Below are 24,751 nucleotides of genomic sequence, written 5' to 3'. Positions count from 1 at the left end.
GCGGCCCGCGTCCCGGCGTCATCGTCGCATTCCCGATGTCACGGCTTGGCATTGCCCCGGCCCTGCCCCTAATCTGCCGCCAAGGACGACAGGGACACCGGCGAAAGGCACGCGACATGGCACAGGACAACGACCTCTGGAAACTCGGCGCCACGGAAACCGCCGCCCGCACCAGAGCGGGCGAGATCAGCGCCGAGGCCGCCGTGGGCGCCGCGCTCGACCGGATGGAGGCGGTGAACCCGGCGCTCAACGCCGTGGTCGAGAGCCTCGCGGAGGAGGCCCGCGAACGCGCAAACGTGCTGGACAAGGCGCGTGCCGGGGGCGCGGCCTGCGGCCCGCTGCACGGGGTGCCGGTGACGATCAAGATCAACGTCGATCAGACCGGGCATGCCACGTCGAACGGGGTGGTCGCGCTCAAGGATCTGATCGCGCCCGGCGACGCCCCTGTCGTCGAGAACCTGCAGGCCGCCGGTGCGGTGGTGATCGGGCGCACCAACACGCCGGAGTTTTCGTTTCGCGCCGATACCGACAACCCGCTGTTCGGCCGCACCCACAACCCCTGGGGCGATCACATCTCGCCCGGCGGCTCTACCGGCGGCGGCGGGGCGGCGGTGATGGCCGGGATCGGCGCGCTGGCGCATGGCAACGACATCGGCGGCTCCCTGCGGTTTCCGGCCGCCGCAAACGGCGCGGTCACAGTGAAACCGGGGCTGGGCCGGGTGCCGGCCTTCAACCCCAGCCAGACCGCCGAGCGCGGGATGCTGGCACAGTCGATGTCGGTGCAGGGGCTGATCACCCGCGAGGCACGCGATTTGCACCTGTCGATGCCCGCCATGATCGCGCCCGACCCGCGCGATCCCTTTCACATCCCGCTGCCCTGGCGCGGTGCGGCGATCGAGGGGCCGATCACCGTCGGCTTCACCAAGCAAACCTACGAGTTCGAGCTGCACCCCGAGGTTTCGCGCGCGCTGGACGCGGCACGCGACGCGCTGAGCGATGCCGGTTACCGCGTGGTCGAGATCGACCCGCCGCTGCTGCGCGAGGCCGGGATGGACGGCTACCGCGCCCTGATGGGCGAGGTGCTGGCGCTGATGGGCCCCGATATCCGCGCCCACGGTTCGGCCACCATCCAGGCGATCTTTGACGAGTATTTTCGCCAGTTCGCCCCCTTCGAGGGCACCGAACTGTTGCAGATGATGGCCAAGCGCAGCCATTACGCGCGGGTCTGGTCGCTGTTTCTCGAGGAGCACCCGCTGGTGCTGGCCCCGTTCCTGCCGCAGCCCTTCTTTGCCCCCGACCGCGATACCGAGGGCGCCGAGGGCGTGCGCGAGGTGCTGGGTTCGGCGCTGTGGTCCTACGCGATGAACTTCATGGGGCTGCCGGCGGCCTGCGTTCCGGCGCGGCTGGCCGAACTGACCGACGGGCCGCAGCCGATCAACGTGCAGATCGTCGCCCGCCGCTGGCGCGAGGATCTGGCGGTGGACGCCTGCATCGCCATCGAGGACCGGATCGGCCGCATTTGCGACCCGCTCTGGGCGCGCATGGGCTGACCGTTGCGGCGGAAACGAAAAAGGACGCGGGAGACCCCCCCGCGCCCTGATGTGGTCTGAAAACCGGCTTCTACTATCTAGATCCGGGGTTCACTCACGAACCCGGCGCGCTGCTTAGCAGTCGGGATCCTGATAGCCTGGCTCTCGTGTCGACTCTGTGACATTCGTCACAATATCCCGAGAAAAACGGCGCCGGTTTCGCCCCGCCTCAGGTGAACTGCTCCGCGATCAGCCGCTCTTCCAGCCCGTGTCCGGGATCAAACAGGATGCGATGCTCGATCTTGGGCTCCGAGCGGATCTCGACCCAGTCGATATCCATGATCGAGATCGAATCGGCATCCGCCATCACCGGCCGCTTGTCGGCCTCGAGCACGTCGAAGCGGACCCGCGCGGTCTTGGGCAGCAGCGCCCCGCGCCAGCGCCTTGGCCGGAACGCCGCGATCGCGGTCAGTGCCAGCACGTCCGAGCCGATCGGCAGGATCGGCCCGTGCGCGGAGTAGTTGTAGGCGGTCGATCCCGCCGGGGTGGCCAGCAGCGCCCCGTCGCAGACCAGCTCCGACAGCCGCAACCGCCCGTCGACGCTGATCCGCAGCTTGGCCGCCTGCGGACCGGCGCGCAAAAGGCTCACCTCGTTGATGGCCAGCGCGCGGTGCAGTTTGCCCTGCCGGTCCATCGCCGTCATCGACAGCGGATTGATGATCTCCTGCTCCGCCGCCTTCAGCCGCTCCATCAGGTCGGCCTCGCTGTATTCGTTCATCAAAAAGCCGATGGTGCCCCGGTTCATGCCATAGACCGGCGCCGGCAGATCCTGGGTGGCGTGCAGCGTGCGCAGCATGAACCCGTCGCCGCCCAGCGCCACGATCACCTCGGCCTCCTCTGGCGTCGCGTCACCGTAGCGGGCGATCAGGGTGTCCCGCGCCGTCTGCGCCACCGGCGCATCGCTGGCCATGAACGCGATTTTCAGTGGCATGGCAGGGGTTTCCGGTGTTGCGCATCCGGCTCCGAAACAAGCATATCTTTCCGCCCTTGACCAGTGTTGCCGCGGCATCATGCCGAATCGTCGCATTCCGGGCTTTTCGCGCCCGCGGCTTTCCATTAGGTAAACCGCCATCCACCGCAGATGATGGGAATTACCATGAACGCGCCCACCCGTGACACCGGTTTCTTCACCCAATCCCTTGCCGAGCGCGACCCCGAGATCGCCAAGGCCATCGACCTCGAACTGGGCCGCCAGCGCGACGAGATCGAACTGATCGCCTCCGAGAACATCGTGAGCGCCGCCGTGATGGAGGCGCAGGGCTCGGTGATGACCAACAAATACGCCGAAGGCTATCCCGGCCGGCGCTACTATGGCGGCTGCCAGTTCGTCGACATCGCCGAGAACCTCGCCATCGAGCGGGCCAAGGAACTGTTCGGCTGCGAATTTGCCAACGTGCAGCCCAACTCCGGCTCCCAGGCCAACCAGGGCGTCTACCAGGCGCTGATCCAGCCCGGCGACACCATCCTCGGGATGAGCCTCGATGCCGGCGGCCACCTGACCCACGGCGCCAAACCGAACCAGTCGGGCAAGTGGTTTCACGCGGTGCAATACGGCGTCCGCCAGCAGGACAACCTGATCGACTACGACCAGGTGCAGGAGCTTGCGAAAGAGCATAACCCCAAGTTGATCATCGCCGGCGGCTCGGCCATCCCGCGCCAGATCGACTTTGCCAAAATGCGCGAGATCGCCGACAGCGTCGGCGCGCTGCTGCATGTCGACATGGCGCATTTCGCGGGCCTCGTGGCAGCGGGCGAGCATCCCTCGCCCTTCCCGCATGCGCATGTGGCCACCACCACCACCCACAAGACCCTGCGCGGCCCGCGCGGCGGCATGATCCTGACCAATGACGCGGACATCGCCAAGAAGGTGAACTCGGCGATCTTCCCCGGCATCCAGGGCGGCCCGCTGATGCATGTGATCGCGGCCAAGGCCGTCGCCTTCGGCGAGGCGCTGCGGCCTGAGTTCAAGGCCTACGCGCAGCAGGTGATCAAGAACGCCCAGGCGCTTTCCGACCAGCTGATCAAAGGCGGGCTCGATACGGTCACCCACGGCACCGACACCCATGTGGTGCTGGTCGATCTGCGGCCCAAGGGCGTCAAGGGCAATGCCACCGAAAAGGCGCTGGGCCGGGCCCATATCACCTGCAACAAGAACGGCGTGCCGTTCGATCCGGAGAAACCCACCGTGACCTCCGGCATCCGTCTGGGCTCGCCCGCCGGCACCACCCGCGGCTTCGGCGAGGCGGAGTTCCGCCAGATCGCCGACTGGATCATCGAGGTTGTCGACGGGCTGGCCGCCAATGGCGAGGACGGCAACGCCGAGGTCGAGGAAAAGGTCAAGTCTGAGGTCGCCGCCCTCTGCGCCCGCTTCCCGATCTATCCCGGCCGCTGATCCGGCCCGACGACGACAACACGCGGCCGCCGGTTTGCCCCGGCGGCCGTTTCGCGTGGGTGCCCCTTGGCCCTTGGCAACGGTCCCCGGCGCGCGTATACGCGCCATCTGATCCCAACCCTACCCCCTCTCGCGCGCGCCCCCGCGCTGAGCAGACCGAACCGGAGTTCCGACGATGATAGGCAGCGCCAATCTGAACATCATGATCAAGGCCGCGCGCAAGGCCGGGCGTTCGCTGGTCAAGGACTTCCGCGAGGTCGAGAACCTGCAGGTCTCGATGAAAGGGGCGGGCGATTTCGTCTCCAAGGCCGACATCTCCGCCGAGAAGATCCTGAAAGACGAGCTGATGGGCGCGCGGCCCAACTACGGCTGGCTGGCCGAGGAGGGCGGCGCCGAGGACGGCAACGACCCGACCCGGCGCTGGATCGTCGATCCGCTCGACGGCACCACCAACTTCCTGCACGGGCTGCCGCACTGGGCGGTCTCGATCGGGCTGGAGCACAAGGGCGAGGTCGTCGCCGGTGTCATCTTCGACGCCGCCAAGGACGAGATGTTCTTTGCCGAAAAGGGCGCCGGCGCCTGGATGAACGACAAGCGCCTGCGGGTCTCGGGGCGCCACAAGATGATCGAGTCGATCTTTGCCACCGGCCTGCCCTTTGGTGGCCGCGCCGACCTGCCGCTGACGCTGCAGGACCTGGCCCGCCTGATGCCCGCCTGCGCCGGGGTGCGGCGCTGGGGCTCGGCCGCGCTCGACATGGCCTATGTCGCCGCCGGCCGATACGAGGGGTTCTGGGAACGCCGGCTCAACGCTTGGGATCTCGCCGCCGGGGTGATCCTGGTGCGCGAGGCCGGCGGGCTGATCCAGCCGCTGACCCCCGGCAAGGACATCCTCGAGGACGGCGAGGTGATCTGCGCCAACGAACCGATCTTCGACGGTTTCGCCAAGGTGATCCGGGGCTGAACTCTGCCTAGCGGTCGCAGCTGTGATTGATGCCGTCGGTCCAGGGGATCGCGGCGAAATCGCGCGGGTCGATGCCGTCGAGGCAGCCGATGTTGATGCCGCATTCCGCCGGGTCCGAGCGGCGCTGGTGATGGGTGTAGATGCCGCAGGTCCGGCAGAAATAGTGTTTCGCGGTATGGGTGCCCCAGGTGTGGAGGCCGAGGTTCTCTGCGCCCTGCACCACGCTGACCCTTGCGGTCAGTGCCGTCACCGCCCCCGGCCCGCGTCGGCGGCAGATCGAACAGTCGCAACGGCTGGCCGAGGCGAGGCCATGGGGCAGGAACGCCTCGATCACCACCGCGCCGCAATGACAACTTGCGCGGCGCGTCTCGGGGGTGTCGGACAGATCACTCATCGGCGCGGCACCCTGGGAATGCGGCTGGCGCTCAGCTTGTAGCGGGCCTCCGGGTGCGGCGGCAGCCCGTGGGTCCGGTTCCAGAACCCCGGCCCGCCGCGCCGCAGCCAGAGCGGCACCGTCAGCCCCAGCCCCACCATGAAGCCCCCCGCATGCGCCCAATAGGCCACGCCGCCGCCGTTGGGGTCCGACTCGAGCCCCCCGAGGAACTGGAACACCAGCCAGAGCCCCAGCATCAGCCAGGCGGGGATCGCCAGGATGCGGAAGAAAATCACCAGGATGATCAGGATATCCACCCGCGCCTTGGGAAACAGCAGCAGATAGGACCCCATCACCCCGGCGATGGCGCCCGAGGCGCCCACCGTGGGCACCGGCGAATAGGGCCCCATCAGGACATGGATCAGCCCGGCCCCGATCCCGCTGGCGAGGTAGAAGGCCAGGAACCACAGGTGGCCCATCTCGTCTTCGAGGTTGTCGCCGAAGATCCACAGGAACAGCATGTTGCCGGCCAGATGCATCACCCCGCCGTGCAGAAAGGTCGACGTAAGCAGCGTCTCGATGCCGCCGCCCTGGCTCAGCCGCGCCGGGATCAGCGCCCAGTCCAGAAAGACATCGTGCAGCACCACCTGGTCGGGCTGGCCGATATAGGTCAGGTACACGCCGATATTGAGCGCCATCAGGGCGTAGACGACGTAAGGCGTGCGCCCCGAGGGGTTGTGATCGCGGATCGGCAGCATGGCGGGAAGCTGCGGCGAAACCGCCCCCGCGTCAAGCGCTCAGCACCGGCGCGGGGCGATTACGCGCGCCCTCAGGCCATCCCGCCCAGCAGCGCGGCGTTGCCCCCCGCCGCCGTGGTATCGACGCAGACGTGCCGCTCGCCCATCACCCTCGCGCGGTCGGGCGCGCCCGGGATCAGCGGCAGGATCGGCCCGGCGCGCCGTGACAGCGCCTGTTCGATCTGCCGCGCGGTGGCCGCATCGCCCCACCAGAGCACCCCGCCGATCCCCTCCAGATGCTCCAGCCGGTGCAGGTCGATCATGCCGGTGGCACGGATCGCCTGACCGCCCAGCGCACACACCATCCGCGCCTGTTCGCCGGCGGCCTCCTCGCCCGGGCCCAGGCACAGCAGCGGCGCGCGCGGCACCAGCGACAGCCGGTTGGATTCCCCGGTCGGCCCCGGCAGCGTCACCGGCTCGGGCGGGGCGGCCTTGCCCTCGGGCGCGGGCAGCTCGGCCACGGTGGCGGACCATGTCGCAGCGCTGTCGCGCCGGTCGGGGGCACAGAACCGGGGCATGTAGCGCGGCCCGCCCGCCTTTGGCCCGGTGCCCGACAGCCCCTCGCCGCCGAACGGCTGGCTGCCGACGATGGCGCCGATCTGGTTGCGGTTGACATAGATGTTGCCGGCCTTCACCCGCTCGGTCACATGCTGCACCCGGTCGTCGATCCGGGTCTGCAACCCGAAGGTCAACCCGTAGCCGGTGGCATTGATCGCGTCGATCACCCGGTCGAGGTCGCGCGCCTTGAACCGCGCCACATGCAGCACCGGGCCGAAAATCTCGCGCTGCAGATCCTCGATGCCCGAAATCGCGATCAACGCCGGGGTGACAAAGGTGCCGCCCGCGGGCAGAGGCATTTCCTTCAGCAGCCGCCCCTCGGCGCGGGCGCGGTCGATATGGGCCGCGATCCCGGCCTGCGCCTCTGCGTCGATCACCGGGCCGACATCGGTGGAAAGCGCCCAGGGATCGCCGATGACAAGCGCGTCCATCGCCCCCTTGAGCATGGTCAGCAGATCCTCGGCCACGTCCTCCTGCACGTAGAGGCAGCGCAGCGCCGAACAGCGTTGCCCGGCAGACTGGAAGGCACTTTCGACCACCGCCTGCACCGCCTGTTCCGGCAGCGCGGTGCTGTCCACGATCATCGCGTTCAGCCCGCCGGTCTCGGCAATGAGCGGCGCGCCGGGGGCAAGGTTTTCGGCCATTGCCGCGCGGATCAGCCGCGCGGTTTCGGTCGAGCCGGTGAAGGCGACACCATCGACACGGCGATCGGAGGTCAGCGCGGCGCCGACCGCCCCGGCGCCGGGCAGCAGTTGCAACGCGCTGCGCGGCACCCCGGCCTCGTGCAGCAGCGAGACGGCGAGATGCGCGATCAGCGGCGTCTGCTCGGCGGGCTTGGCCAGCACCGCGTTGCCGGTGGCCAGCGCCGCCGCGATCTGCCCGGTGAAGATCGCCAGCGGAAAGTTCCACGGGCTGATGCAGGTAAAGGTCCCCGCCGGATCGCCCCCGGGGATGTTGGCGGCGTAATAACGCAGGAAATCCACCGCCTCGCGCAGCTCGGCCACCGCGTCGGGCAGGGTCTTGCCCGCCTCGCGCGCGACCAGCGTGAAGATCTCGCCGTAATGCGCCTCGTAGAGATCAGCCGCCGCGTTCAGCACCTTGGCGCGCAGCTCTGCCGGGGCGTCCCAGGTCTGCGCCCCTGACAGAGCGGTCTCCACATCCGCCGCACTGGCCCAGGCCACCGTGCCGGGGCTGTCGCCGCGACTGTCCTTGGGCCCGGCCGGGTTGATCACCGGCACCGCCGCCTCCGGCGCCGCCGGTCCGGCCAGCAGCGGGACGGCCTGCCATTGATGCGCGGCAAAGGGGGCGCGGGCGGCCTCGATCGCGGCAAGGGTCGGCGCATGGGTCAGGTCGAACCCGCGCGAGTTGCGTCGTTCGGGGGCGAACAGATCGGCCCCCGTGGGCAGCGGTGCGGCAAGCTCTCCCGCTGCATCGAACGGACAGGCGGCGACCACCTCGGGCGGCACCTCCTCATCGACGATCTGGTTGACGAAGGAACTGTTGGCGCCGTTCTCCAGCAGCCGCCGCACCAGATAGGCCAGCAGATCGCGGTGCGCGCCCACCGGGGCATAGATGCGGCAGCGGGTCCGGTTCTGTTCCATCACCAGGTTGTGCAGCGTCTCGCCCATGCCGTGCAGCCGCTGGAACTCATAGGGCGCATCACCGGCCATGTGCAGGATCGCGCTGACCGTATGGGCGTTATGGGTGGCGAACTGCGGATAGATCCGGTCGGTCATCCCCAGCAGCTTGCGCGCATTGGCGATGTAGGAGACATCGGTCACCGGCTTGCGGGTGAACACCGGAAAGCCCTCCATCCCCTCGACCTGGGCGCGCTTGATCTCGCTGTCCCAATAGGCACCCTTGACCAGCCGCACCATCAGCCTGCGGTCGTGCCGCTCGGCCATGTCATACAGCGCGTCGATCACATGGGGCGCGCGCGGGCCATAGGCCTGCACCACCACGCCGAAGCCGTCCCAGCCGGAAAGCGCCGGTTCGGCCAGAACCGTGTCGATCACCTGCAACGACAGCGACAGCCGGTCGGCCTCTTCCGCGTCGATGTTCAGCCCCATGCGCGCCGACTTGGCCAGCAGCGCCAACGCGCGCAGGCGCGGCACCAGGTCCTCCATCACGCGCCCCTCCTGCGCCACCTCGTAGCGCGGATGCAGCGCCGAGAGCTTGACGGAGATACCCGGGTTGTCGCGGATGTCGTCCCGCGTGCAGGCTTGCGCGATCGCGGTGATCGCCCGCGAATAGGACAGGTGATAGCGGGTCGCGTCCGCCTCGGTGCGCGCCGCCTCGCCCAGCATGTCGTAGGAATAGGAGTAGCCCTTGGCCTCCATCCCCGCGGCCCGTTTCATCGCCGCGCCGATATCCTCGCCCAGCACGAACTGGCGGCCCATCTCGCGCATGGCACGGCCGACGGCGGTGCGGATCACCGGCTCGCCCAGCCGCCTGATCGCGCCGCGCAGCGCGCGCGCGGGGCTGGGTTTGTCGTCGTCCAGAACCTTGCCGGTCAGCATCAGCGCCCAGGTCGAGGCATTGACCAGCGGCGAGGTGGAATGACCCAGATGCTTGCCCCAGTCGCTGGGCGCGATCTTGTCCTCGATCAGCGCGTCGATGGTCTCGGCGTCCGGCACCCTGAGCAGCGCCTCGGCCAGGCACATCAGCGCGACCCCCTCCTCGGTCGAGAGCCCGTATTCGGCCAGAAACACCTCCATCAGCCCCGGCGCGGTGCTGGCCCGGATGTCGCGCACAAGCTGCGCCGCCTGCGCGCTGATCGCCGCGCGGGCCTGCGGCGACAGGTCGGCCAGATGCACCAGCCGCTCCAACGCGGCCTCGGGGTCGGCATAGGTGTGGGCGTCGATCTGATGGCGCAGGTCGCAGGTGGGGGCAGTCATGGCAATCCTCGGGGTTGGGGCAGTCCGCCTGCCAATACCGCCCTTATATCGCCGAATTTGCGGGACATTCGCCTGATTTCATGCGAATCAAAGCCAAATCGACTGAATTTTCGGGCGAAACAAATGCCAAACGACCTTCCCGGCCTCGACCGGTTCGACCGCGCGATTCTTTCCGTTCTGGCCGAGGACGGGCGAATCTCCATCGCCGATCTGGCGCGGCGCATCGGATTGTCGAAATCGCCGACCCAGGCTCGGCTGCGGCGGCTGGAGGCGAGCGGCATCATCACCGGTTACCGCGCGCTGGTCGACCCGATCCGTCTCGGGCTGGATCACGTCGCCTTTGTCGAGGTGCGGCTGACCGACACCCGCGAGGCGGCGCTGGCCGAGTTCAATGCCGCCGTCGCCAAGGTGGGCGAGATCGAGCAGGCGCATCTGATCGCCGGCAACTTCGACTACCTGATGAAGGTGCGCACGCGCTCCATGGCCGATTACCGTCGGGTTCTGGCCGAGGTCATCTCGACCCTGCCGCATGTCTCCAGCACCTCGACCTATGTGGCGATGCAGGCGGTCAAGGAGGGCGGGCCGCTGGGACCGCTCGAAAACGTGACTTGACCGGCGGGGGTTCTGTGCCACGCTTGGCCGCATGAGACGCCTGCCGATCACCCTAGCCGCCCTGCTCCTCGCCGCGCCCGCATGGGCCGAACCCTGCCCGCCGCCGCCCGACCATTCCGAACCGCTTGCCGCCCTGGTGGCCGAGGTGCAGGCCGCCGAAAGCGCCGCCGAGGCGCGCGAGATCGGCAACCGTATGTGGGCGTATTGGGCCGACGCCCCCGACGATCAGGCGCAGGCGATCCTCGATCGCGGCATGACCAAGCGCGCCGGTTACGATTTTCTCGGCGCGATCAAGGACTTCGACGCGCTGATCGCCTATTGCCCGGACTATGCCGAGGGCTACAACCAACGCGCCTTCGTGCATTACCTGCGGCAGGATTTCACCGCCGCGCTGGCCGATCTGGATCGCGCGCTGGCCCGCGCGCCGGACCATATCGCGGCACTCAGCGGCAGGGCGCTGTCGCTCTACGCGTTGGGCCGGACCGAGGCGGCGCGCGACAGCCTCGCCCGCGCGCTGGCGCTGAACCCCTGGCTGCCCGAGCGCAGCCTGGCCGCACCGGGCGCGCCGCTGGCGCCGCCGGGCGAGGATATCTGAACAAATCCCGATTGTGCCCGCAGGACCGCGGCGTTACATCTGGCCCGCCCCATGGGGCCGCGCGGGCGTGGTGGAATGGTAGACACAAGGGACTTAAAATCCCTAGGGCTTAGTCCCGTGCGGGTTCGAGTCCCGCCGCCCGCACCAACCCTCTGAATTGATCGTGATCCGGCGCCTGCTCTGTGGCCCCGCCCCAACCGCCATGCTAGCCTGCCCGCGAACCGCGTGAACAGGAGAACACGATGCGATTGACGGTACAGCAGATGATGGAGGCCGCCAACGCGGCGGTGGAACGGATCGACGGCCAGAAAGCCCAGGAGATGGTGGCGCAGGGGGCGTTGCTGCTCGACATCCGCGACGCGCCGGAGCTGCAGAACGCCGGCCGCGCGGTCGGCGCGCACCATGTCCCGCGCGGCATGCTGGAGTTTCGCGCCGATCCGGCCACCCAGTTCCACGATCCCGAAATGCGCTTTGACCGCCCGATCGTGCTGCACTGCGCCTCCGGCGGCCGTGCCGCGCTGGCCGGCAAGCTGCTCAAGGACATGGGCTATGGCCAGGTCTTCAACATGGGCGGGCTGGACGACTGGAAGAAATCCGGCGGCCCGATGATCGAGCCGGTCGACCAGGGCATGTGACGGCAACCCCGGCGGTGCGGCTCAGGCGTTCAGGAACGCCCGCACCGTCGCCTCGAATTCGCGCGGCTTTTCCGCATGCAGCCAGTGACCTGCCCCGGACAGCCGCGCGAACCGCGCATTCGGGAACAATTCGCGAATGCGCGGGCGATACTCCGGCTTCACATAGTCCGACTCCGACCCCGACAGGAACAGCGCCGGACCGTCCCAATGCCCCTCGACCTGCGGAAACGACAGAATCTCGTCCATGTCGGCGGCCAGCGCATCAAGGTTCAGCCGCCAGCGTTTCGCCTTGAGGTCCAGCGACTGGGTGAAAAAGCTTTGCAGCGCCCGATCCACCCCCAGCGCCGCCAGTTGCGCCTCGGCGTCCGAGCGTTTCTCGACCTTCGACAGGTCCACCGCGCGCATCGCCTCGATGAACTGCATCTGCGAATGGTCATAGGGCACCGGCGCGATATCGGCCACCAGCAGCCGGTTCACCGCCGCGCCATGCCGCAGCGCCAGCATCATCGCCGTCTTGCCGCCCATGGAATGGCCCAGCACGTCGGCCCGCCCGCCGATCTCACCGATCACCTCGGCCAGGTCGTCGGCCATGTCCTCGTAGCGGTGCGGCGTGGCCCAGGGGCTCTGGCCGTGGTTGCGCATGTCCACCGCCACCACCTGACGCTGGTCCGACAGCCGCCTGGCGATCACGCCCCAGTTGCGCGCCGAGCCATACAGCCCATGCGCGATCAGCAACGGGGGCACATCGGCGGCGCCCGGGGCGGGGGGATGGGAAATCCAGTGCAACATGGCGCCGTGATAGCCTCTGCCGGGGGCAAGGGCCAGACCCAACGCCCCCCATTGAGGCCCCCGCCCCGCGCCGCTAGATTACCCGGGCAGGAGAGCCGCCGATGACCCACGCCCAGACCCCAGACCGGATCGCCGGGATCACCGCGCTGATGCAGGCCCGTCTGGGCGCGCGCGGCGCCACCCTGCGCGCGGCGCTGCACCAGGCGCGCCACCAGTTGCCCCGCCGGATCCGGGCCCAGGCCGCCCGCCTGGCCGAGGCGGAGCCCTTTGCCGCCCACCCCCGCCTGCGACTGACGCTGGACGCCGATGCGCTGGACAAGGCCGCGCGCGAGGTGGAGGCCCACCTCAACGCCATCGACCTCGCCGACCGGCGCAAGGGCTGGTGGCTGGGGATGCTGGGCGGTCTTGTCTTCAACATGCTGGCCTTTGCGGCGCTGCTGATCGCGGTGCTGGTCTGGCGCGGCTACCTGTAAGACCTGAACATCAAGGACACCGGCATGAACTCTGTCTTTCACCTTGCCATCCATGTGCGCGATCTCGACGCCGCGCGCGATTTCTACGGCCGCGTGCTGGGCTGCGCCGAGGGGCGCAGCACCGAGACATGGGTGGATTTCGATTTCTTCGGCCATCAGCTCTCGCTGCACCGGGGCGAGCCGTTTGCGACCACGCGCAGCGGCAAGGTGGGCGATCACATGGTGATGATGCCGCACATGGGCGCGGTGCTGCCACTCGACACCTGGCTGGCGCTTTCGGCGCGGCTGGAACGCGAGGGGATCGACTTCGACATTCCCCCGGTGATCCGCTTTGAAGGGGAGCCGGGCGAGCAACGCACCATGTTCTTTTTCGATCCGTCCGGAAACCCGATCGAGATCAAGGGATTTGCCGATTTCGACGGGATCTTTTCCCGCTAGGCACCATCCCTCTGCCGCCACGTTACCCCCCGGCCCGCTTGCCAAGCCCGCCGATGACCGCCACCGTTGCGCCAAAGCGCGAAGGAGGAAACGCCATGACAGATCAGATGTACCGCGTCGCCCTGGCCAGCCGGCCCGAGGGCGCCCCGGGCCCCGACAATTTCAGCTATGAATCCGCCCCGATCCCGACCCCGGGCGAGGGCGAGGTTCTGGTGCGCAGCCACTACATGTCTCTGGACCCTTACATGCGCGGGCGCATGGACGACGCCAAGTCCTATGCCGCCCCGGTGCCGATCGGCGGCACCATGGAGGCTGGCGCCGTGGGCGAGGTGATCGCCTCGAACAGCCCGCATTTCAAACCCGGCGATTTCGCCTTTGGCATGTTCGGCTGGGCCACCCACGGCTGTCTGCCCGGCAACCAGCTGCGCAAGCTCGACCCGGCACAGGCGCCGATCACCACCGCCTTGGGCGTGCTCGGCATGCCGGGCTTCACCGGCTGGCACGGGCTGACCGAGTACGGCAAGCCCAAGGCGGGCGAGACGCTGGTCGTCGCCGCCGCCACCGGCCCGGTCGGCTCGATGGTGGGACAGGTGGCACGCCTTGCCGGCCTGCGCACTGTCGGCATCGCCGGCGGCGCCGACAAATGCAAGCTGGCGACCGAAAAATTCGGCTTCGACGCCTGCCTCGACCACCGCGCCCATGACAGCGCCCGCGATCTGCGCGCCGCGCTCAAGGGCGAATGCCCCGACGGCGTCGACATCTATTTCGAGAACGTCGGCGGCAAGGTGCTCGAGGCGGTGATGCCGCTGATGAACAATCACGGCCGCATCCCGATCTGCGGCATGATCGCCTGGTACAACGCCGGCGGCCTCGGCGCCGGGGCCCGCGACGAGGGGCTCACCGCGCCCGGCTTGTGGCGCAACATCCTGGTGAAGTTCCTCTCGGTCAACGGCTTCATCATCTCCAACCATTTCGACCGCTACCCGCAGTTCCTGCAGGAGATCGCGCCGAAGGTGCTGGGCGGCGAGATTGCCTATCTGGAGGATATCGCCGAGGGGCTGGAAAACGCGCCGGCCACTTTCATGGCGTTGCTCAAGGGCGGCAACGTCGGCAAGCAGATCGTCAAGCTGATCTGAGGGCACCCCTCCCTGTCACCCCGGACTTGATCCGGGGTCGACACCCGCCCACCTTCTCGCCCGGCCCCAAGGCCGGCGGCGCCAGTTAAAGTCATTCGCACTGAGGAGGATCAAGGCATGAATGGAATACCTCAAACATTGTCCCCAAGAGACTTCCACGCGATCGGAATGGCCGTGGTCGCCTGTTCACATTTTGAGAATTTTCTCCGAAAGGTGTGGACAGTTGAGACAAAAATTCCCTCCGAACAAGATCAGCTAAGCATTCCCCAAGAAACTGCCCAGGAGGGCACCCAAGTTAACAGTAAAACACTGGCCGATTTTCTTCTTCTGCATCCAAGGCTTCAAGCACTTCCACAGCCCGAACAGGACCAAGTTCGCCATTTTCTCGAGGACTTCAGGACATGGAGAAACAGCCTTTGCCACGGTGTCTACGAGCGAAAGGGTGACGGCAAAGTTCTTATCCGCTTCTATGACCGAAAAACTTGGAAAGATGCAGATGACAATGGCAACGTGAATGGTCCGCTTGCGAAAAGCGTCTCAAGCGAAGAACTCATTCAACTGGCCACAGACATTGATGAATCGAGGGGAAAACTAAGCGAGATTTTGGGGTTGGAAGACTCCGTGAAAGTGGCTCGACAGCGCCTCCGGTCTGAGGCGACGTAGGGCGGCAACAGGGGCAAGCAGATCGTCAAGCTGATCTGAATCCACGGATGGCGGGCGCGCGCCCCTTGAAAGCGCCGCCCGTCCTCTCCACCCTTCTCCTGTCACTATCTGAACGGGCAGGACCATGACCACCGATCTTCTCTACCTGATCGCCGGGCTTGTCGGCCTTGTGCTGGGCGGCGAAATGCTGGTGCGCGGCGCTGTTGCCGTGGCCCGGCGCGCCGGGCTCTCGCCGATGGTGATCGGGCTGACCCTCGTCGGCTTCGGAACCTCCACCCCCGAACTGGTGACCAGCGTGCAGGCCGCCTTTGCCGGCTCGCCCGGCATCGCCGTGGGCAACGTGGTGGGCTCCAATATCGTCAACATCCTGCTGATCCTCGGCACCGCCGTCCTGCTGGCCCCGATGGCGATCGCCCCCGCCGCGCTGCGCCGCGATGGCGGCGTCCTCGTTCTGGTCTCGCTGCTGGCGCTCGCCGTCGTGCTCGTCGGCAATATCGGGCGCCCGATCGGCGTCGGGTTCCTGCTGCTGCTCATCGCCTATGTCGCAGCAACGCTGATCCTCGAACGGCGCCGCCCCACCCCGGCCGCCGGGATCTACGCCGCCGAGGCCGAGGTCGTCGCGCCGCCCGCCGCGCTGCCCGTCTGGCGCGCCTGGCTGGCTCTGCTCGCCGGGCTGGCGCTGACCATCGGCGCGGCGCGGTTGCTGGTCACCGGCGCGGTTTCTCTGGCCACCGGGCTCGGCGTGCCCGAGGCGGTGATCGGCCTGACCGTGGTCGCGTTGGGCACCTCCATGCCCGAACTGATCACCTCGGTCATCGCCGCCCGCAAAGGCGAGGGCGAGGTCGCCTTTGGCAACGTGGTCGGCTCCAACATCTTCAACATCCTCGGCATCCTCGGCGTCACCGCCCTCTTGCGGCCGGTCACGGTTCCGGAACAGATCATCCGGGGCGATATCTGGGTGATGCTGGCGGCGACCGCTGCACTGGTGTTCGTCGCCCGCACCGGCTGGCGCATCGGGCGACACGAGGGGGCGCTGCTGGTGCTCGGATATGTCGCCTATCTCGCCGCGCTGGTTGCAGCCCTGCCATAGGGGCAACATGGGGGTTGTACAATTCACACCAAAAACTCCCCAAATCTGGAATTTCACCGCAATTCATCCCCCGAGAATTGTACAATCCACGCTGTGAAACGTACTTATCCTCAGGCGGATTGCAGCTTTCTCGCCTCCTGCCGGGCCAGCGAGATCAGCTCCTTCACAAAGGGTTTTTCCCGGTCGTCGCTGCGCACCGCAGCATAAAGCCGCCGGGTGATGCCGTCCCTGGTCAGCGGCCGGGTGACGTAATCCGAGCTGTATTTCACCTCGCGCACCACCCAGTCGGGCAGCACCGAGATGCCCCGGTTCGAGGCCACCAGCAGCAGGATCACCGCCGTCAGTTCCACCGGACGCAGCGCCTTGGGGCTGACCCCGGCGGGGGTCAGAAGCTGGCTGAACACGTCCAGCCGCGACCGCTCCACCGGGTAGGTGATCAGGGTCTGGTCGCGGAAATCCTCGGCCTCGATGTAAGGTTTGGACGCCAGCGGATGCTGCGACGCAGCCACGAAAACAGGCGCGTAATCAAAGAGTTCCACGAATTCCACCCCGGCGATATCCTCCGGGTCCGAGGAAACGACCAGATCGACCTCCTCCTTTTGCAGCGCCGGCAGCGCGTCGAAGGCGAGGCCGGGGCGGATGTCCACATCCACGTCCGGCCAGGTCTTTCGGAACGCCTCCAGCACCGGGAACAGCCATTCGAAACAGGCGTGGCATTCAATGGCGATATGCATCCGCCCGGTCTCGCCCGAGCGCAGCGCGCTGAACTCGGCCTCCATCGCCTCGACCTGCGGCAGGATCTGCTCGGCCAGCCGCAGCAGCCGCAGCCCGGCCGGCGACAGCTTCATCGGTTTCGACCGGCGGATGAACAGTTCGACTCCAGCTTGATCCTCCAACCCCTTGATTTGATGACTTAAAGCGCTTTGCGTGATGTTCAGTTGCTCGGCCGCCCGCGCCAGCCCGCCGAAATCATGGATCGCCTTGATCGTGCGCAGATGCCGGAACTCGATATGCATCCCACCGCCTTGTTCATGTTGTTGTTGAGAATTATGAGTTTGTCTCACAATGCCGGACATGCAACAAGGGCCGAAATCCAAAGGATGTTTCGACCGATGAAAGCCCCCGAAGTTTCGTTTGAGTTCTTCCCGCCGCAGACCCTGCAGGCCTCTTTCCGGCTCTGGGACACGGTGCAGGTTCTGGCGCCGCTCGACCCGCGGTTCGTCTCGGTCACCTATGGCGCCGGCGGCACGACGCGGGATCTGACCCGCGACGCGGTGGCGACGCTGCACAAATCCTCTGGCCTGAATGTCGCGGCGCATCTGACTTGCGTGAATGCCACCAAGGAGGAAACCCTTGAAATCGCTGACGGTTTTGCCAAGGCCGGCGTGACCGAGATCGTCGCGCTGCGCGGCGATCCGCCCAAGGGCGAGGGAAAGTTTACCCCCTATCCCGGCGGCTTTGCCAACTCGGTCGAGCTGATCGAGGCGCTGGCCGCGACCGGCAAGTTCACCATCCGCGTCGGCGCCTATCCCGACACCCATCCCGAGGCCGCCAACGCGCAGGCCGACATCGATTGGCTCAAGCGCAAGCTCGACGCCGGCGCGAACGAGGCGCTGACGCAATTTTTCTTCGAATCCGAAAGCTTTTTCCGGTTCCGCGACGCCTGCGAAAAGGCCGGCATCGACGGGGCGAAGATCACCCCCGGCGTGCTGCCGATCGAGAACTGGAAGGGCGCGCGCAACTTTGCCCGCAGCTGCGGCACCAAGATCCCGCAATGGGTCGAGGACGCCTTTGAAAAGGCGGTGCGCGACGGGCGCGAGGATCTGCTGGCCACCGCGATCTGCGCCGAACTGTGCAGCGAATTGCTGGAGGGCGGCGTCGACAGGCTGCACTTCTACACGCTCAACCGCCCCGAACTGACCCGCGATGTCTGCCACGCGCTGGGGGTCACCCCCAAGGTCAGCCTCGAGAACGTGGCGTAACGGCTTGCCCGCGCCCGGCGGGCTGCTAGCCTGCCCTTTGTCAGTATGGAGGGCAGGATGAATCAGGCGACACCCCCGAATTTCGCGAAGGGCCCCGAGGAGCTTCTCGGCCCCGCCGACATGGCCAGCATGTCGGGAGAGGAGTTCATGCGCGGCATCCGCGACGGAACCCTGCCCGCGCCACCGATCTCAAGGACGCTGGGCTACCACCTGCATTCGGTCGACAAGGGCCGCGTGGTGTTCCGCGGAACGCCCACCTTCGATTACACCAACCCGCTGGGCACGGTGCATGGCGGCTGGTACGGCACCCTTCTGGACAGCGCGATGGCCTGCGCGGTTCAAACCATGGTGCCCAAGGGCGCGGCCTATACCACCCTGGAATACAAGATAAATATCCTGCGCTCGATCCCGCTGGGAACCGAGGTGGACTGCATCGGCGTGATCGATCACGTGGGCCGCTCAACCGGCGTGGCACATGGCGAGATCCGGGGGATCGAGGACGGCAAGCTTTACGCCACCGGCTCGACCACCTGCATCGTGCTGCAACCGCCGCCGCAGGTCTGAGCCCCGCGCATCGTCAGCCTACGGGCGCGCTGGTCCCGGGCGGGGAGACGCCCGGGATCTGCGTTCGCACGCTATCGTGCAGGCGTTCGGAGGGATCGCGGCCCACCACCCGGCGGCGGCGCAGCAGGAACATCTTGCCCCAGCCGCGCCAGGTGCCGACCGAGGGCGCGTCGGGGTCGATGTGGAACCGCGCCCGCCAGCCCCGCGGCAGCGGCAGCCCGCAGGTCTCGGCCCGATCCAGCATCCACACCAGAGAGATATTAGCCAGCGGTCGCGCCACCTCGTAGCCGCCAAGCTGGCCGCCCACATCGCCATGCGCCCCGCGGAACCAAACCTGCTCGACGCGGCCGTTCCAATCCGGCGGGCAGGTCCAGAGTTCGGGCGCGAACACCTCGCGCGTCTCGTCCAGGGCCAGCGCGTGAAAGCCGTTGCAGATGCTCTTTCCCAGGGTGTGGCTGTGAAAGGAATGCTGCGCCTCGGACCATTTCCACAGGAACGGCAGGCGCAGGCCCAGCGCCTTGACCGTGTCCCAGACGCCGACCATCTCGATGCTGACCGCCTCATGGCAATGGGCGCGGGCGAAAGCACTGGAGAAATCGCTGTCGGGATCGTCCTGGTAATGGCGATAGATGGTGCGGACATTGCGCTCGGTGGCGCAATCGGCGCGCAGCAGCCCGACCCGGTCGATCACCCCGGCCAGCGAGCGCACCGCATAGGCGCCGCGCGAGTACCCCATCAGGAAGATCCGGTCACCGGTGTGATAGCGCGAGGCAAGATAGCCATAGGCACGGCGGATCTGGCGGTTGATGCCGCGTCCCAGCAGCACGTCGGGCGCGGCGCGCCAACCCGGCAACTGTACCCCGGCCTCGTAATAGACCGAGACCTGCGCGCCCATCTCGCGGCACAGCCGATAGGTGACGCCAGCGTGGGTCTCGTGCCCCGGTTCGAGAGACGACATGGTGCCATCGAGGATGATGACATGGACCAGCGACTCACGGTGGCGCGTCTCGGCGGAGTGAACCGATTGCAGCGGCCGGCCGAGCCAGCCGAAGATCCGTTCACGCAGCCGTTTCAGCACCATTTCGCAACATGTCCCAAACTCTGAGCGGCGTGAACGGCATGTCAGCCTGCCGCACGCCGCGCGCCCACAGCGCATCCTGCACCGCGTTGGCGACCGCCGCCATCGACCCCACGGTCCCGGCCTCGCCGCAGCCCTTCATGCCCATGAGGTTGGCGGTCGATGGGACCGGCTCCGAGGTGAATCCAATCATGGGGGTATCGGCCGCGCGCGGCAAGGCATAGTCCATGAACGATGCCGTGAGCAGCTGGCCATCCTCGTCATAAACCACATGTTCACTCAGCGCTTGGCCCAGTCCCTGCACCACCCCGCCATGCACCTGCCCCTCGGCCAGCATCGGGTTGATCAAGTTGCCGAAATCGTCGACGACAGTATAGCGATCGACGCGGACCTGCCCGGTTTCGGGGTCGATGACCACCTCGGCCAGATGCGCCCCGTTGGGGTAGGACCGACCGTCCAGCTGGGCGCGTTCCTCATGCACCAGCAGGTCGGCGCGGCCATCTTCGCGGGCCATCTCGGCGGCCTCCAGCAGGGTCGGCGTCAGGTTCGATCCCGGCGCGCGGAAGGTTTCGTCATCGAAGCTGACCGCGCTTTCCTCGACCCCCATCTTGTCGGCGAGATAAGGGGTGAAGGCGGCGATCATCGCCTCGACCGTGGCCAGCGTCGCGGTGCTTTGCGTGGTGACGGAGCGCGAGCCGCCGGTGCCGCCGCCCTGCTTGATCAGGTCACTGTCGCCCTGGATGACATGAATGCGCCCGGCAGAGATGCCGGTCTGGTCGGCAAGGAACTGGGCATAGACGGTTTCATGCCCCTGCCCGTTCGACTGGGTGCCGACATAGAGGTTGACGCTGCCATCATCGCAGAACTCGACCTTTGCCCCCTCGGTGGGATCGCCCAGAATGCTCTCGATGTAATAGCACAGCCCCAGGCCGCGCAGCAGGCCGCGGTTCGCGTCGGCCTCGCGTCGGGCGGCGAATCCGGCGGCGTCGGCCTCGATCTCGGCGCGGCTCAGCACCCGGTCGAAGGCCCCCACGTCATAGGTTTCGTCGGTGGCGGATTTGTAGGGAAACTGGTCGGGCCGGATGAAGTTCCTGCGGCGCAGCTCCCACGGATCGAGGCCCAGCTCGCGCGCGGCGCGGTCCATCACCCGCTCCAGCACATAGATCGCCTCGGGGCGCCCGGCGCCGCGATAGGCATCGACCTGGGTGGTGTTGGTGTAATAGCCATCGACCTGCAGCCAGGTGGTCTGCACGTCGTAAACCCCCATCAGCACACGGGAAAACAGCATGGTCTGGATCGGCTGGCCGAATTGCGCGTTGTAGGCCCCGAGGTTGCAGCGGGTCTGCACGCGGTAGGCGGTGATCCGGTGGTCGGCGTCAAACGCCAGCTCGGCCAGCGAGACGAGATCGCGGCCGGAGTTGTCGCTGAGCATCGCCTCGGTCCGCTCCGACATCCAGCGCACCGGGCGGCCCAGCGTGCGGGCGGCATGGGCCACGGCGAAATACTCCGGATAGGCCATCCCCTTCATGCCGAAGCCGCCGCCGACATCGGGGTTGGTGACGCGGACCTGATCCTCGTCCAGCCCGAACTTTTCCACCAGCTGGGTTTTCATCCCCCAGACGCCCTGCCCGCCAAAGGCCAGGTGCAGCCGCCGCCCGTCCCATTCGGCAAAACAGCCGCGCGGCTCCATCGAGGAGGTGAGGATGCGGTTGTCGGTAATCTCGAGGCTGACGGTTCGGGCGGCGGCATCGAAGGCGGCCTGCGTCGCCGCCTCGTCACCCAGCCCCCAGTCGAAGGCACGGTTGTCGGGGGCATCTTCGTGGATCGTCTCGCCGCCCGGGGCGAGGTCCAGCTTGGCCGGAAGATCATCGACCTCCAGCCCGATCAACTCGGCAGCATCGCGCGCCTGCGCCAGCGTCTCGGCGATGACCACGGCGATCGGTTCGCCGACATGGCGCACCCTGCCCCGAGCCAGCATCGGGCGCAGCGGCTTGGCGGCCTCGCTGCCGTCGCGGTTGCTGACCACGGTGGCGGTCATGGCGATGTCGATCCCGGCCGCCTCCATGTCCTCGACCGTCACGACAAGGTGCACGCCCTCGGCGGTGCGGGCCTCGTCCAGATCCAGCGCGGTGATCACCCCATGCGCCATCGGCGCGCGGAAGACAAAGGCGTGCAGCGCCTCCGCAGGCGCGATATCATCGACGAAGCGACCGTGACCGGTCAGCAGGCGCTGGTCCTCGACCCGTTTGACCGGCTGACTTTTCCCGAACTTTTCCATGGCGCGCCCCTGTTCGCTGCTGTCAGGCGCGACCCTAGCTTTCGGGCGGGAAATGTCCAGTCGGCTGCAGCACCGTCACCACGTCACGCAGCCCGTAACCGTTGAACGCGGTGGTCATGGCCACGGAATAGGCGCCCATCCCGGCGAACAGCACATAGTCGCCCGGCGCGGAGTCGGCGGGCAGGGCCAGCCCGTCGGGCAACCGGTCGAGGCTGTCGCAGGTGGGCCCGAACACCCGGCGCACCTGCGCCGCGCCTTTGCGCGGGGTGCCGTCGGGGGCCAGCACCTGAACCCGGCTCGTCAGCCCCATGTCGCGCAGATCGGTCAGCCCGCCATAGATGCCGTCGTTTAGAAACAGGGTCTCGCCGTCGTTTCGCATCCCCTTGATCCGCGCCGCCAGGGTGAAAGCCTCTGACACCATCGCGCGCCCCGGCTCGCAGATCAGCGCGGGCGCATCGGCACCAAAGGCACGTGTCGTGGCCGCCTTGATGCGCGTGAACACCTCCACCAGGTCCGGGGCGGGGCCGGTGCGATGGGCGGCAAAGCCGCCGCCGACGTTCAGCCGCGCGATCCGCACCCCGGCGCGGGCGGCGATGCCCGCGGCGGCCGCGATGTAGCTTTCCCAGGCGCCGGCATCCTCGCACTGGGTGCCCGGGTGGAAACACAGCGCCGGGCGCCAGCCGCCCCCGGCGACGCGCCGCAGCAGGTCTGCCGCCCGCTCCGGCGAGGCACCGAACTTTTCCCCGAAATCATAGGCCGCGCCCTTGACCGGCAGGGTGAAGCGCACCGCGATCTCGGCCCCGCGCGGCACCTGCGCCAGCTTGTCCAGCTCGCTTTCGTCGTCCACCGACCAGCTTGCCGCCCCGGCGCCGATGCCCGCCGCGACCTCATCGGGGCTGCGCACCGGGTTATTGTAATGCAGCACGGCGGCGGGGTTCACCGCGCGTACCGCCCGCATCTCGGCCGGAGAGGCGACATCGAAGGCCGAGAGCCCGGCGGTGTCGAGATTGGCCAGAACCTCGGCCCGGGCGTTGGCCTTGACCGCATAGGTCACCATCCCCGGAAAGCCGTCCTGGAACCGTCGCGCGGTCGCTTGAAGCGTGGCGGGCGACAGGAAAAGGACCGGGGCGTCGGGCCGCATCCGGGCCAGATAGGCGACGGGATCGGGCCAGGGGGCGGAAAGTTGCTGCATCTCATACCTCGCGCGTTTCTTTCCAGAGTCGCGCGGATTTCGGTCGATTTCGCGTGTCACCTTGATAGGATTGCAGTCAATCTTCGTCATAACGCCGAGATTGATATGCAAACCGACGAAACAGACCGGATGCTGCTGCGCCTGTTGCGCGAGAACGCCCGCGCGCCGGTGACCGATCTGGCGCGCAAGCTGGGGCTGGCGCGCACCACCGTGCAGGCGCGGATCGAACGGATGGAGAAATCCGGCGTGATCGCGGGCTACACCCTGCGCGCCAGCGTTGCCACCGCGCCGCCGCTGCGTGCCACGGTGCTGGTCTCGATCGAGCCGCGCAGCGGGCCCGCCGTGCTGGCCCGGCTGAAGAGCCTGAGCGGTGTCGAGGTGGTGCACACCACCTCGGGCCGGTTCGACCTGCTGGTGCAGGTCGCCGCCGGAACCACAGCAGAGCTTGACGACACGCTGGACCGAATCGGCGAGGCCAAGGGCGTGCGCAGCTCGGAAAGCCTGATCCATCTCGCGACCAAGATCGACCGGGCGCCGTGATCAGCGCCCCAGCAACCCCATCCGGCGAAACAGCCAGAGCTGGCCCGCGCCGATCGCCAGCAGCAACGCGCAGACCGCCCAGAACGCCCCCGGCCAGGCCGCGCCGGGGATGCCGCCCACGTTGATGCCCAAGAGGCCGGTCACCAACCCCATCGGCAGGAACACCGCCGCCACCACCGAGAGCACCAGCATCTGCCGGTTCATCGCCTCGGCGCGCATGTCGAGGATCTGATCGTGCACCACCTGGGCGCGGTCGCGGATCGCGTCCAGTTCTTCGGCCAGCCGGGTCACCCGCTCGGTCGCCTCGCGCAACCGGCTGCGGTCGCGTTGGGTCAGCCAGTCCAGATCCTCGATCTCCAGCGTCGAGAGCGCGTCGCGCTGCGGGAAAAGGTAGCGGCGCAGGACAATGGCGATGCGGCGGATGTCGGCAAGCTCGGCCCGCGTGGCGCCGTCGCCCTGCCCGGCCTCCTCCATCGCGTCCTCCAGCCGGTCGGCGCGTTCGTTCAGCGTCATCACCACCGGCTCGGCCCGGTCGGCCAGGCGCAGCGCCAGACGCGCGATCAGGTCGCCGGGGGTGCCCGGCCCCTGCCCGCGATCCAGCGCCGTCATCAGATCGACCACCGCCTGCAGGGTCCGCATCTGCACCGAGATCACCATATGCGCGGAGATGAACAGCCGCAGAGAGATCATGTCCTCCGGCTCGGCGCCGGGGTCGAGGTTGACGCCGCGCAGGTTCATCAGCGCGATGTCCCCGTGCAGGGTGCAGCGCGGGCGGGTTTCCTCGGCCAGCAGCGCCTCGATCTCCAGCGGGTCGAGCCCCGCCGCCGCCAGCCAGTCGCGCCCCGCCGCACTGGCCCCGTCCACATGGACCCAAACGAACCCCGGCCCCGACGCCCCGGGGAAACGCGCAGAGGGGGCCGCGCCCAGCCGTCGCGCCCCGCCCGCCCCGTCGAAGCCATAGATCCGGATCTCGTCCATCTGTCTTCTCCTGCTCCGGCCCGTTGCGGCCCAGAGTGCCGCCCCGACACCGCGCTGTCACCCGCTTTTCGGTTGCTCCCGATGTCAAGAAAACCGCCCTGCCGCCTTTCCCTTCGACGCAGGCTTCGATAGATGATCCAG

Annotated in this window: 24 protein-coding genes and 1 tRNA gene; 15 read left to right on the top strand and 10 right to left on the bottom strand. The window is 67.7% G+C overall.

Translation table 11 applies throughout. The annotated features are described in order from the left end of the window. Positions 1-116: 116 nt before the first annotated feature. Positions 117-1,550 (top strand): amidase family protein, encoded by a 1,434-nt coding sequence (locus P1U75_RS12460; RefSeq protein WP_300243822.1) that lies wholly within the window; start codon positions 117-119, stop codon positions 1,548-1,550. A 208-nt stretch (positions 1,551-1,758) separates the two neighbouring features. Here the strand turns inward: P1U75_RS12460 and P1U75_RS12455 are convergent, their stop codons facing one another. Beyond that, complete coding sequence (locus P1U75_RS12455; RefSeq protein WP_300243820.1) at positions 1,759-2,520, bottom strand: NAD kinase; 762 nt, start codon at positions 2,518-2,520, stop codon at positions 1,759-1,761. A 165-nt stretch (positions 2,521-2,685) separates the two neighbouring features. On the opposite strand from P1U75_RS12455, the gene glyA reads away from it, so the two are divergent. Next, entirely contained in the window at positions 2,686-3,981 is a 1,296-nt protein-coding gene (gene glyA, locus P1U75_RS12450; RefSeq protein ID WP_300243818.1) for a serine hydroxymethyltransferase, read from the top strand. A 175-nt stretch (positions 3,982-4,156) separates the two neighbouring features. Next, positions 4,157-4,942, top strand: a complete 786-nt coding sequence (locus tag P1U75_RS12445; RefSeq protein WP_300243816.1) for an inositol monophosphatase family protein — start codon at positions 4,157-4,159, stop codon at positions 4,940-4,942. A 7-nt stretch (positions 4,943-4,949) separates the two neighbouring features. Here the strand turns inward: P1U75_RS12445 and P1U75_RS12440 are convergent, their stop codons facing one another. The 3 genes from P1U75_RS12440 to putA all read right to left on the bottom strand — a co-directional run bounded on the left by P1U75_RS12440 (position 4,950) and on the right by putA (position 9,567). Then, positions 4,950-5,336 carry a GFA family protein gene (locus P1U75_RS12440; protein WP_300243813.1) on the bottom strand — a complete coding sequence of 129 codons (387 nt, stop codon included), beginning with the start codon at positions 5,334-5,336 and terminating at the stop codon, positions 4,950-4,952. Beyond that, on the bottom strand, positions 5,333-6,073 hold the full coding sequence (locus P1U75_RS12435; protein WP_300243811.1) for a rhomboid family intramembrane serine protease: 741 nt from the start codon (positions 6,071-6,073) through the stop codon (positions 5,333-5,335). The genes P1U75_RS12440 and P1U75_RS12435 overlap by 4 nt, the downstream gene beginning before the upstream one ends. Positions 6,074-6,144: 71 nt before the next feature. Further along, the gene (gene putA, locus P1U75_RS12430; protein ID WP_300243808.1) at positions 6,145-9,567 is read right to left on the bottom strand and encodes a bifunctional proline dehydrogenase/L-glutamate gamma-semialdehyde dehydrogenase PutA; all 3,423 of its coding nucleotides are present in this window, start codon (positions 9,565-9,567) and stop codon (positions 6,145-6,147) included. 123 nt (positions 9,568-9,690) lie between these two features. Here putA and P1U75_RS12425 point away from each other — a divergent pair, with 123 nt between their 5' ends. From P1U75_RS12425 to P1U75_RS12410, 4 genes are all read left to right on the top strand, one after another. Beyond that, entirely contained in the window at positions 9,691-10,179 is a 489-nt protein-coding gene (locus P1U75_RS12425; RefSeq protein WP_300243805.1) for an Lrp/AsnC ligand binding domain-containing protein, read from the top strand. Between the two features lie 31 nt (positions 10,180-10,210). Continuing rightward, positions 10,211-10,774 carry a tetratricopeptide repeat protein gene (locus P1U75_RS12420; RefSeq protein ID WP_300243803.1) on the top strand — a complete coding sequence of 188 codons (564 nt, stop codon included), beginning with the start codon at positions 10,211-10,213 and terminating at the stop codon, positions 10,772-10,774. A gap of 61 nt (positions 10,775-10,835) precedes the next feature. Then, positions 10,836-10,921 (top strand) — tRNA-Leu (locus P1U75_RS12415). A gap of 95 nt (positions 10,922-11,016) precedes the next feature. After that, on the top strand, positions 11,017-11,409 hold the full coding sequence (locus P1U75_RS12410; RefSeq protein WP_300243801.1) for a rhodanese-like domain-containing protein: 393 nt from the start codon (positions 11,017-11,019) through the stop codon (positions 11,407-11,409). A gap of 21 nt (positions 11,410-11,430) precedes the next feature. On the opposite strand, the gene P1U75_RS12405 is transcribed toward P1U75_RS12410, so the two are convergent. Further along, positions 11,431-12,198, bottom strand: coding sequence for an alpha/beta fold hydrolase (locus P1U75_RS12405; protein WP_300244291.1), 768 nt, complete (start codon positions 12,196-12,198; stop codon positions 11,431-11,433). Positions 12,199-12,299: 101 nt separating this feature from the next. Here P1U75_RS12405 and P1U75_RS12400 point away from each other — a divergent pair, with 101 nt between their 5' ends. The 5 genes from P1U75_RS12400 (at position 12,300) to P1U75_RS12380 (ending at position 15,998) form a co-directional block, all read left to right on the top strand. Beyond that, positions 12,300-12,671 (top strand): hypothetical protein, encoded by a 372-nt coding sequence (locus tag P1U75_RS12400; RefSeq protein WP_300243799.1) that lies wholly within the window; start codon positions 12,300-12,302, stop codon positions 12,669-12,671. 24 nt (positions 12,672-12,695) lie between these two features. Further along, on the top strand, positions 12,696-13,109 hold the full coding sequence (locus tag P1U75_RS12395) for a VOC family protein (RefSeq protein ID WP_300243796.1): 414 nt from the start codon (positions 12,696-12,698) through the stop codon (positions 13,107-13,109). A gap of 95 nt (positions 13,110-13,204) precedes the next feature. Further along, the gene (locus tag P1U75_RS12390; RefSeq protein ID WP_300243794.1) at positions 13,205-14,245 is read left to right on the top strand and encodes an NADP-dependent oxidoreductase; all 1,041 of its coding nucleotides are present in this window, start codon (positions 13,205-13,207) and stop codon (positions 14,243-14,245) included. A 117-nt stretch (positions 14,246-14,362) separates the two neighbouring features. Continuing rightward, a complete protein-coding gene (locus P1U75_RS12385; RefSeq protein ID WP_300243791.1) occupies positions 14,363-14,908 on the top strand; it encodes a hypothetical protein in 546 nt (181 codons plus the stop codon). Between the two features lie 124 nt (positions 14,909-15,032). Then, positions 15,033-15,998 carry a calcium/sodium antiporter gene (locus P1U75_RS12380; RefSeq protein ID WP_300243788.1) on the top strand — a complete coding sequence of 322 codons (966 nt, stop codon included), beginning with the start codon at positions 15,033-15,035 and terminating at the stop codon, positions 15,996-15,998. Positions 15,999-16,108: 110 nt separating this feature from the next. Here the strand turns inward: P1U75_RS12380 and P1U75_RS12375 are convergent, their stop codons facing one another. Next, positions 16,109-17,014 carry a LysR family transcriptional regulator gene (locus P1U75_RS12375; RefSeq protein ID WP_300243786.1) on the bottom strand — a complete coding sequence of 302 codons (906 nt, stop codon included), beginning with the start codon at positions 17,012-17,014 and terminating at the stop codon, positions 16,109-16,111. Positions 17,015-17,110: 96 nt separating this feature from the next. On the opposite strand from P1U75_RS12375, the gene metF reads away from it, so the two are divergent. Continuing rightward, positions 17,111-17,980, top strand: a complete 870-nt coding sequence (metF, locus tag P1U75_RS12370; protein WP_300243784.1) for a methylenetetrahydrofolate reductase [NAD(P)H] — start codon at positions 17,111-17,113, stop codon at positions 17,978-17,980. A gap of 57 nt (positions 17,981-18,037) precedes the next feature. Further along, positions 18,038-18,544, top strand: coding sequence for a PaaI family thioesterase (locus tag P1U75_RS12365; RefSeq protein ID WP_300243782.1), 507 nt, complete (start codon positions 18,038-18,040; stop codon positions 18,542-18,544). A gap of 13 nt (positions 18,545-18,557) precedes the next feature. Here P1U75_RS12365 and P1U75_RS12360 read toward each other — a convergent pair whose 3' ends face one another. From P1U75_RS12360 to P1U75_RS12350, 3 genes are read right to left on the bottom strand one after another with little or no spacing between them, the layout of a single operon-like run. Beyond that, positions 18,558-19,625, bottom strand: a complete 1,068-nt coding sequence (locus P1U75_RS12360) for a DUF2235 domain-containing protein (RefSeq protein ID WP_300243780.1) — start codon at positions 19,623-19,625, stop codon at positions 18,558-18,560. Further along, complete coding sequence (locus P1U75_RS12355; RefSeq protein WP_300243778.1) at positions 19,603-21,900, bottom strand: xanthine dehydrogenase family protein molybdopterin-binding subunit; 2,298 nt, start codon at positions 21,898-21,900, stop codon at positions 19,603-19,605. The genes P1U75_RS12360 and P1U75_RS12355 overlap by 23 nt, the downstream gene beginning before the upstream one ends. A gap of 34 nt (positions 21,901-21,934) precedes the next feature. Beyond that, positions 21,935-23,092, bottom strand: a complete 1,158-nt coding sequence (locus P1U75_RS12350; RefSeq protein WP_300243775.1) for an alanine racemase — start codon at positions 23,090-23,092, stop codon at positions 21,935-21,937. Positions 23,093-23,197: 105 nt separating this feature from the next. Here P1U75_RS12350 and P1U75_RS12345 point away from each other — a divergent pair, with 105 nt between their 5' ends. Next, positions 23,198-23,632 carry an Lrp/AsnC family transcriptional regulator gene (locus P1U75_RS12345; protein WP_300243773.1) on the top strand — a complete coding sequence of 145 codons (435 nt, stop codon included), beginning with the start codon at positions 23,198-23,200 and terminating at the stop codon, positions 23,630-23,632. Here the strand turns inward: P1U75_RS12345 and P1U75_RS12340 are convergent, their stop codons facing one another. Continuing rightward, positions 23,633-24,610, bottom strand: a complete 978-nt coding sequence (locus P1U75_RS12340) for a zinc transporter ZntB (RefSeq protein WP_300243770.1) — start codon at positions 24,608-24,610, stop codon at positions 23,633-23,635. Positions 24,611-24,751: the final 141 nt, after the last annotated feature.

It is taken from the genome of Antarcticimicrobium sp., from assembly GCF_029212575.1.
Taxonomy (GTDB): Bacteria; Pseudomonadota; Alphaproteobacteria; order Rhodobacterales; family Rhodobacteraceae; genus Antarcticimicrobium.
Note: the sequence above shows the minus strand (reverse complement) of the source record. Positions and strands in the feature narration are given on the sequence as shown.